The sequence below is a fragment of the Pedobacter humicola genome (assembly GCF_056490705.1).
The window spans coordinates 385837-394683 of sequence record NZ_JBWJIG010000005.1 but is presented as its reverse complement, the minus strand read 5'-3'; the positions used below and the strand labels follow the sequence as shown (position 1 = coordinate 394683).

The 8847-nt window shown below is 39.0% G+C and carries 8 protein-coding genes; 5 read left to right on the top strand and 3 right to left on the bottom strand.

The window, feature by feature from the left end:
• Nucleotides 1–177: 177 nt before the first annotated feature.
• On the bottom strand, nt 178–450 hold the full coding sequence (locus AC04Q1_RS11340) for an isoleucyl-tRNA synthetase (RefSeq protein ID WP_478364645.1): 273 nt from the start codon (nt 448–450) through the stop codon (nt 178–180).
• Nucleotides 451–717: 267 nt separating this feature from the next.
• Between AC04Q1_RS11340 and ileS the strand changes: the two genes are divergently transcribed.
• The 5 genes from ileS (at nt 718) to AC04Q1_RS11315 (ending at nt 6941) form a co-directional block, all read left to right on the top strand.
• Entirely contained in the window at nt 718–4119 is a 3402-nt protein-coding gene (gene ileS, locus AC04Q1_RS11335) for an isoleucine--tRNA ligase (protein ID WP_478364643.1), read from the top strand.
• Nucleotides 4120–4149: 30 nt separating this feature from the next.
• Complete coding sequence (locus AC04Q1_RS11330) at nt 4150–4533, top strand: TraR/DksA family transcriptional regulator (RefSeq protein ID WP_109930839.1); 384 nt, start codon at nt 4150–4152, stop codon at nt 4531–4533.
• The gene (locus AC04Q1_RS11325) at nt 4533–5135 is read left to right on the top strand and encodes a lipoprotein signal peptidase (RefSeq protein ID WP_316846308.1); all 603 of its coding nucleotides are present in this window, start codon (nt 4533–4535) and stop codon (nt 5133–5135) included. Before AC04Q1_RS11330 ends, AC04Q1_RS11325 begins: the two co-directional genes overlap by 1 nt.
• A gap of 438 nt (nt 5136–5573) precedes the next feature.
• Nucleotides 5574–6092: a DUF4269 domain-containing protein gene (locus AC04Q1_RS11320; RefSeq protein ID WP_478364641.1), complete on the top strand. Its 519-nt coding sequence runs from the start codon at nt 5574–5576 to the stop codon at nt 6090–6092.
• A gap of 168 nt (nt 6093–6260) precedes the next feature.
• Nucleotides 6261–6941 carry a 3-keto-disaccharide hydrolase gene (locus AC04Q1_RS11315; protein WP_478364639.1) on the top strand — a complete coding sequence of 227 codons (681 nt, stop codon included), beginning with the start codon at nt 6261–6263 and terminating at the stop codon, nt 6939–6941.
• 134 nt (nt 6942–7075) lie between these two features.
• Here AC04Q1_RS11315 and AC04Q1_RS11310 read toward each other — a convergent pair whose 3' ends face one another.
• The gene (locus tag AC04Q1_RS11310) at nt 7076–7435 is read right to left on the bottom strand and encodes a ribosomal maturation YjgA family protein (RefSeq protein WP_478364637.1); all 360 of its coding nucleotides are present in this window, start codon (nt 7433–7435) and stop codon (nt 7076–7078) included.
• A gap of 111 nt (nt 7436–7546) precedes the next feature.
• Nucleotides 7547–8788, bottom strand: coding sequence for a 2-oxoglutarate dehydrogenase complex dihydrolipoyllysine-residue succinyltransferase (gene odhB, locus AC04Q1_RS11305; protein WP_478364636.1), 1242 nt, complete (start codon nt 8786–8788; stop codon nt 7547–7549).
• Between the last annotated feature and the right edge of the window lie 59 nt (nt 8789–8847).

Here is an 8847-nt window from a genome sequence, read left to right as displayed (position 1 = left end):
GGCAGCGGCAGCCCCGAAGCATGAGGGCTAAAGCAAACAGCAGGACGAACACTAAAATGAGATGCAGATATTGCTTTTCAAAAACCCTTACTAAGCATCATGGTTAAACGCACTATCTTCTCTTGCAGGAGAGTGGCAGTAATCAGAAGATAAAGCAAAACGTGATCAGGGTGAAGTTTACTCGGTAGCAGGCTTTTTCTCCTCTTCATCTACCGGAACCTCAACCGTTGGGTCGGTGATAATTTCGGCATTGCCATCCTTATCTTTTTTGGCGAATAAAATCGGATATAACAACCACATCGCACCAATAATAATGAGTACACCAGCCAACATTTGAAAATAGATACTTCCTTTTACTTCGTAAGCATCTAAAATTTTGTAGGCAATAAACGAAAGAACGCCTGCAATGAGAACGAAAACGGCTTTCTGCAATTTTAACAGCTTGATCATGGGTTCTTTCTTTTTAGTATTACAATATGGATTAGAACAAAAATAAGCCCGATTAGTTCGAGCAAGCCACAGAAATAAAAAGCATAAAGTATGAAATCCCGGTGAGATGGATTGATCACGGCAACAATTGGCAAGGCAATTACGGCAACAATCATCAATGTAAGCCCGATATTAAATAATTTCACGTTAAAGTATTTACACCAAAACTACCAAAATTCAGTCAATTCTGTTAACTTTGCAACCTTAATTTTTTGAGGTACTTGATTGATGTATAGCGAATTTAAACAATTGAAACTTGCCAAAATAGGGCAAGAAATACTGGATTTTTGGAAAAAGGAAAACATCTTTGAAAAAAGCATTTCTTCCCGTCCTAAATCTAATCCGTTTACTTTTTACGAAGGACCACCGTCTGCCAATGGCATGCCGGGGATTCACCATGTAATGGCGCGTGCAATTAAGGATATTTTTTGCCGCTATAAAACAATCAAAGGTTATCAGGTTAAAAGAAAAGCTGGCTGGGATACGCATGGTTTACCTGTTGAACTTGGAACGGAAAAGGAATTAGGGATTACTAAGGAAGATATTGGTAAAACCATTTCTATTGAAGACTATAATGAAGCCTGCAAAAAAACAGTAATGCGCTACACTGATGTATGGAACGACCTGACTGAAAAAATGGGCTATTGGGTAGATATGGATGATCCGTACATTACCTATAAGTCGAAATACATGGAATCGGTATGGTGGCTTTTGAAACAGATTTACGATAAAGGACTAATCTATAAAGGCTATACGATCCAACCTTATTCGCCAAAAGCCGGAACAGGATTGAGTTCGCATGAAGTAAATCAGCCTGGAGCTTACAGAGATGTTACCGATACTACAATTGTAGCTCAGTTTAAAGCATTGGTTGATACGTTACCATCTTTTTTGCAAGGTTTTGGCGATATCTATTTGTTAGCATGGACCACAACACCGTGGACTTTACCATCAAACACCGCTTTAACAGTTGGCCCAAAAATCGACTATGTTTTAGTCAAAACGTTTAACCAATATACCTTCTTGCCAACAAATGTAATTTTGGCAAAAAACCTGGTTGGAAAACAGTTTAGTAAAGTTTTCTTTGAAAGCAATGAAACTGAAGATTTTACAAATTTTAAAGCTGGCGACAAAAAAATCCCCTATCAAATACTTGCTGAATGCAAAGGAACTGAGTTGGTTGGCATTAGATATGAACAGCTTTTAACTTACGCCTTACCATATCAAAATCCCGAAAATGCATTCAGGGTAATTTCTGGTGATTTCGTTACTACTGAAGATGGAACAGGTATCGTGCATACCGCCCCTACTTTTGGTGCAGATGATGCCAAAGTAGCTAAGGAAGCTGTTCCTGAAATCCCGCCAATGCTGGTTTTGGATGATAATGACATTCTTGTTCCACTTGTAGATTTACAGGGTAAATTCACCAAACATGTTGGTCCTTTTGCAGGCAAATATGTGAAAAACGAATATTACAATGCGGATGAAGCACCTGAAAAATCGGTTGATGTAGAAATCGCTATTTTATTAAAAGAAGAAAATAAGGCCTTTAAAGTAGAAAAATATGTTCACAGTTACCCACACAGCTGGAGAACTGATGAGCCTCTTTTATATTACCCTTTAGATTCGTGGTTTATTAAAGTTACGGATGTTAAAGACAGAATGTTCGACCTTAATGAAACCATTAACTGGAAACCAAAATCAACCGGCGAGGGACGTTTTGGAAACTGGTTGAAAAACGCCAACGATTGGAATTTATCACGTTCAAGATACTGGGGAATTCCTTTGCCCATCTGGAGAACCGAAGATAAAAAAGAAGAGGTGTTAATCGGCTCTGTTGAGGAACTTTACAACGCCATTGAAAAGTCTATAGCCGCTGGTTTCCAGAAAGAAAATCCTTTTAAAGGATTCGAAATCGGAAACATGTCTGAAGAGAACTATGATTTGATCGACTTACATAAAAATGTAGTTGACCAGATTGTTTTGGTATCTCCATCAGGCAAAGCAATGCACCGTGAAAGTGACTTAATTGACGTTTGGTTTGATTCTGGTGCTATGCCATATGCGCAATGGCACTACCCTTTTGAAAACAAAGAAACTATTGATGGCAATGAAGATTTCCCTGCAGATTTTATTGCTGAAGGCGTAGATCAAACCCGTGGCTGGTTTTATACCCTGCACGCCATTTCAACATTGGTTTTTGATAAGGTAGCATACAAGAATGTGGTTTCGAATGGACTGGTACTTGACAAAAACGGACAAAAAATGTCTAAACGTTTGGGCAATGCCGCTGATCCATTCCAAACCATTAACGAATATGGGGCTGATGCCACACGTTGGTACATGATTTCGAATGCAAATCCCTGGGATAACTTAAAATTTGACATTGATGGAATTGCCGAGGTACGCCGTAAATTCTTTGGAACTCTTTACAATACCTATGCTTTCTTCGCCTTGTATGCCAATATTGATAAATTCGAGATTGACAAAAACAACCTGAGCAAGGTTGAAGACAGGACGGAATTAGACCGTTGGATTTTATCATTATTGCAGACCTTAATCAACGAAGTTGATGAAAGTTACAATACTTATGAGCCAACTAAGGCTACGCGTGCCATCCAGGCTTTTGTTGATGAGCATTTGAGCAACTGGTACATCAGGTTAAGCCGCCGCCGTTTTTGGAAAGGCGAAATGACCGATGATAAACGTGCGGCTTACGAAACGCTTTATACCTGTTTAGAAACCTTAGCACAATTGATGAGTCCTGTGGCGCCATTCTTTGCCGATTGGTTATACAGAAACTTAACCATTACCGATGCATATGCAGAGCAGTCTGTCCACTTAACCTTATGGAAAGATGCTGATCAAAGTTTAATCGACACAGACCTGAACGAAAGAATGGTCTACGCTCAGGACATTTCATCGATGGTTTTATCGTTGCGTAAAAAATCGGGCATCAATGTGCGTCAACCATTGGAGAAAATCTTAATCCCGTCTTTAAGTGGCGATTTCGAACAAAAAATATCAAAAGTGGCGGATTATATCCTCTCTGAAACGAATGTAAAACATATCGAATTCATTACCGATACACATGGCATCGTGAAGAAAAAGCTTAAACCTAACTTTAAATCATTGGGTAAAAAAGTAGGCAAGGATATGAGCCTGATTAAACAGGCTTTAGAAAATTCCAATCAGGATGATATCCAGCGTTTAGAAAATGATGGCTTCATTATCGTGGTTGGAAGCAATGCAGAAGAATTTACCATCAATTTAAATGATGATGTGGAAGTTTTTGCCGAAGATATTCCGGGATGGCAGGTTACCAATCTGGGTAGCTTAACTGTTGCTTTAGATGTAACCATTACAGAAGACCTGAAACAGGAAGGCATCTCTCGCGAACTGGTTAACCGCATCCAGAATTTACGGAAGGAATTAAACTTTGAAGTGACGGATAGGATTAAAGTTTCATTACAAAATGATAACTTGGTGGCCAATGCAGTTGCCAAAAACAAGGATTACATTTGCGCGGAAATATTGGCCGATGAATTTGAATTAACAGATACTGTAAATAATGCAAACAAAATCGTGATCGATGATGTTGAGTTAAGCATTTCAGTAAATAAAATATAAATCCATATATTAGAAAATTAGAAAAAGAACATGGAAAACAGCAATAAAACACGCTACTCTGACAGTGAATTACAAGAATTTAAAGAATTAATTCAAGATAAATTACGCAGTTCTAAAGAAGAACTTAACTCGTTAACCACTTCTTTAAGCAATCCAAATGCAAACGGAACCGAAGATACTTCAGGTGCTTATAAAACACTCGAAGATGGTTCTGCAACAATGGAAAAAGAACAGATCAATCAATTGGCTGCCCGCCAGAAAAAATTTATTGATAATCTGGAAAATGCATTGGTACGCATTGAGAACAAAACTTACGGTATTTGCCGCGAAACAGGCAAGTTAATTCCAAAAGAACGTTTACGTGCTGTACCTCATGCAACCTTAAGCATGGAAGCCAAATTAAAGCAGAGTTAATGAAAGGCTATACAAAACCTTTAATTATAATCTTTTTGGTTTTACTGGCCGACCAGCTGGTTAAAACCTGGGTTAAAACACATATGTACCTTGGTCAGGAGTTCAATATTATCGGCAAATGGTGCATTATCCATTTTACCGAAAATAATGGAATGGCCTTTGGGATGGAGTTTGGTGGTGAGTTTGGTAAACTGGCTTTATCGCTGTTCCGCATTGCGGCAGTTGCAGGGATTGGTTATGGTTTACACTACTTAATTAAACATAAATACCACCGGGGCCTTATCCTGAATGTTGCCCTGATTTTTTCGGGTGCTTTAGGAAACATCATCGATTCTGTATTTTATGGAAAGATTTATGGTTATGAAGGCTGGTTCCATGGCCGTGTGGTAGATATGTTCTACTTCCCGATTGCCCAAGGGCACTTCCCTACCTGGTTACCCATTTGGGGCGGTGATGAGTTTGTATTCTTCAGACCTGTTTTTAACCTCGCAGACGCCGCCATTTCGGTCGGGGTGATATTGATCCTGATCTTCCAGAAAAACTACTTTAAAGAAGATGTAAAGGATGAGGTAAGCATCAACAGTGAAATTGTAGAAGATTAAACAATTGTGATTCTGAGCCTGTCGAAGAACAGCACCATATTTTTATAAAACACAGCCCATTTCTTAACTGAGATGGGCTGTTGTTTTGACTAGCCCCCCCAACTCCTATTGATTGTTGTCACACCGACTAACACAATAAATTAGTGTAAACTGAACTGAACCGCAGATGAAATTCTATAGGTCATCGGTGATTGATTATTGGGATGGAAAGTAGTTCCAGTATGAACTATTAAAGCCTGTTTCCGCTATCCTTTCTGCCGATGAGGCCTATGCTTTATCATCGTGTCATCAAAAAAATCAGGGCAATACTAAAACGGATCGGCATTCATCCTATCGGGTTTAGTAAATTTGTGCACTGCAAGAAACAAAGGTTAAAAACCCATTGGCCAAATTTGATGGCCGGTGGCGCACCGACCTTATGCTATATAAAAGAAAACAATGATCAACTTCCTCGACATATCGTATCTTCAATACGGGAATAAAAAACAAGCGAGAGCTTACCAGGTTTTAACCGATAATCTGGTTTTGGAAAAGCTGTCTGCCTATCATCCAATTTTAGTAGGCACGATTCCGATTCAGATCGATATCGAAAACAGTGACCTGGATATTATCTGTGAAATTTTTGACAAGGATGAATTTGTTGCCCGCTTAAATACGCTTTTTGGATTTCAAAAGGACTTCACCATTTCTGAAAGCGCTACATTTGATGCCGTTAAAGCAAATTTCACCATCGATAAGTTTGAAATAGAGATCTTTGGACAAAACGTACCCACCACACAACAAAATGCTTATCGGCACATGCGGATTGAGCATATATTACTTTTAGAAAAAGGAGAAAAATTTAGGCAAGAAATTATTGCCTTAAAAAAACAGGGATATAAAACAGAACCCGCTTTTGCAAAGCTATTAGGGCTTGAGGGTAATGCTTATGAAGAATTGCTGAAATTGGAGTATTAACAGAACCACGAAGTCCTCATCCAAAATAAACTCAAAGCTTATCGCATTAAGGTTCCCGCCTGTGCAAGAATGACGAATGATGATACATTACCCCATTCTCATCTGAAATTCGCATTTTCATCATATCATACATAAAATATTATATTTGAGATACAAAAACCAAATATCATGAAATTACTCTACTCCCTTTTACTACTCATTGTCTTAAATAGTTCAGCTTTTGCCCAAAAAAGTCTTTTCAACGGAAAAAACCTAAATGGCTGGCATGTTGATGTGCCTGCGATGGATAAAAAACCCGACACCATTAACCCATTTATCGTACGGAATGGCCTGTTGGTGAGTTTAGGTACTCCAGGTGGACATTTAATAACTGATAAGATTTATAAAGACTATCAATTAACCGTGCAGTATCGTTTCGCAGGCAAACCCGGTAATTGCGGGGTTTTGGTTCACGCCTCAACTCCAAGGGCATTGTACGGGATGTTTCCAAAATCGTTGGAAGTCCAGATGCAACATCAGGACGCAGGCGATTTCTGGTGTATTGAAGAAGACATCACGGTACCTGATATGGTTACCAGACGTGGGCCTAAAGAAAATTGGGGTATAAATGGTGATAAACTCCGCCGGATTAAAAACTTAACCGATGGCAGTGAAAAACCACTTGGCGAGTGGAATACCATGATTATCCAATGTTTGAACAACGAAGTCAAAGTTTGGGTGAACGGTAGCCTGGTAAACTATGGTACAAATTGTACAGCAAACAGCGGACAGATTGCACTACAGGCAGAGGGCAGTGAAGTAGAATTTAAACAATTGGATTTAAAACCTATTAAAACATTGTCAAAATAAGAAAAATACTTTAGAATAAGATCGTTAACCAAGATTTTTTAATCCTTGAGAAAGCGTATTTCTTTACTATAATTATTAAAATAGATTGCAAATCTAAAGAACGATTGGTACGGATTGCAAATCCGGACCAACACTCAATCCTTAAAACACAAACAGATCAGATAGCCCACAAAATAAGCAAACAGGTCATACACACTAAAGGAAGTCCCCAAAAGCGTGCTCATCAGTTTATTGTTTTCCCAACCGAACCAGGTAACATAATGAACCGACTGCAAAAATTCTATAATAAAAGAGAACATCAGTACACCTAAGGCTAGCTTTTTATGATTAGTTTTCAGGAAGGTCCGAAGGAATGCATAAATCATTACCACCACCAATACATCGCCCCCAAAAGGGCGTATAAAAGCATCATGGAGATGTTTTCCGATGAAAATTTCGATTGCGAAGACCGCTAGAAAAATAAAAAGGAATTTTGAGTTGAACGTTAATTTCATTTTTCAGATAAAAAAAGAAGTCAAGTTCTTACAGCGCATGGCCATTAAAACTTGACTTCTTTATCTTGACTTTCTATAAAGACTTTAATTCCCGATTATGGGAATTAGGGCTTAAATACCCAATAACAATCTAGCCGGATCTTCTAACAATTGTTTCACACGAACCAAGAAACCAACCGATTCACGTCCATCGATAATTCTGTGATCATAAGATAAAGCCACATACATCATCGGACGGATTACTACTTCACCTTTTTCAGCTACCGGACGCTCAACAATGTTGTGCATGCCTAAAATAGCCGATTGTGGAGCATTAATAATCGGTGTCGACATCATTGAACCAAATACACCACCGTTGGTGATGGTGAATGTTCCACCTGTCATTTCCTCGATGGTTAATTTGCTATCACGTGCTTTCAGAGCCAATTCTAAAACCGATTTCTCGATCTGAGCTAAACTCATACTCTCAGCATTACGGATTACAGGAACCACTAAACCTTTTGGTGCAGAAACTGCAATAGAAATATCAGCGAAATCATTATACACCAATTCTTCACCTTCAATACGGCCATTAACAGCAGGGAAATCTTTTAATGCTTCGGTAACTGCTTTAGTAAAAAAGCTCATGAAACCTAAACCAACACCATATTTTTCTTTAAACTGGTCTTTGTATTTCCCGCGTAAATCCATGATCGGTTTCATGTTAACCTCGTTAAATGTGGTTAACATCGCGGTTTCGTTTTTAACAGCAACTAAACGTTTAGCAACAGTTCTACGCAGTGGAGACATTTTCTCACGGCGTTCGCCACGGCTACCTGCAGGAGCAGCAACTGGAGCTGGAGCGCTTGTTTTAGGTGCTTCTGGTTTTTTACCAGCTTCAGCTTTAACAGCATCATCCTTGGTAATGCGGCCATCAACACCAGTGCCTTTTACTGAACCGGCGTCAATTCCTTTTTCTGCAAGGATTTTACCAGCTGCAGGTGAAGGAGTTCCGCTTGCATAAGAGTCTTTAGTCACAAGTCCTGAGTCTTGAGCCTTAGGTGCTTCAGCTCCCGCAGCCGGCGCTTGTGCATCAGACTTCGGACTTTCGACTTCGGACTTCGGACTAGCAGCTGCACCACCATCTTCAATTTTACAAACTACTGCACCAATGGCTAAAGTATCGCCTTCGGCTGCTATGGTTTTCAAAGTTCCAGCTTGTTCTGCGGTTAATTCGAATGTAGCTTTATCCGATTCTAATTCGGCAATTACCTCATCCATTTCAACAACATCGCCATCGTTTTTTATCCAACGTGATAAAACAACTTCGGTTATCGACTCACCTACAGGTGGAACTTTTATCTCTAAACTCATTTTTGTAATGTTATATTTTTATCTTCTAATGATCAAATTTCATAATCAATTATCAAATC